The organism is Streptomyces katrae (assembly GCF_000966975.1).
Classification (GTDB): Bacteria; Actinomycetota; Actinomycetes; order Streptomycetales; family Streptomycetaceae; genus Streptomyces; species Streptomyces katrae.
In genome coordinates this window covers 1-331 of sequence record NZ_JZWV01001039.1, presented here as the reverse complement: position 1 = coordinate 331, position 331 = coordinate 1, and the positions used below count along the sequence as shown (strand labels likewise).

At 81.6% G+C, this 331-nt stretch carries 1 pseudogene; it reads right to left on the bottom strand.

The features are described 5' to 3' along the window. Window positions 1-331: pseudogene (locus VR44_RS31890) on the bottom strand (HEXXH motif domain-containing protein); the annotation flags it as partial.

Here is a 331-nt window from a genome sequence, read left to right as displayed (position 1 = left end):
GCCGCAGCCGGGGCGGGCGGGCGAAGCAGTTGCGGTACGGGTCCAGGTCCTCCAGCGCCACCGGCGGCTGCTGCGGCCCCGGCTGCCAGGTCCGGACGGGCAGCCAGCGCGCGTCGCCCGCCGCCGGGCCGAAGCGGTGCTCGGTGCGGCCGGCCCGGACGACCGCGTAGCCCTCTCCGGTGGCGTGCAGCGCGGCCCGGCCCTCCGTACCGGGCTCCCCGAGCCGCAGCAGCCCCAGCGTCGGCAGGTACACCTCGCCGTCCCGGTACGCCACTTCGGCCGGCGGCTCCAGCCCGCCGCGCAGCACGGCGGCCGCCGCCCGCGCGGCCCG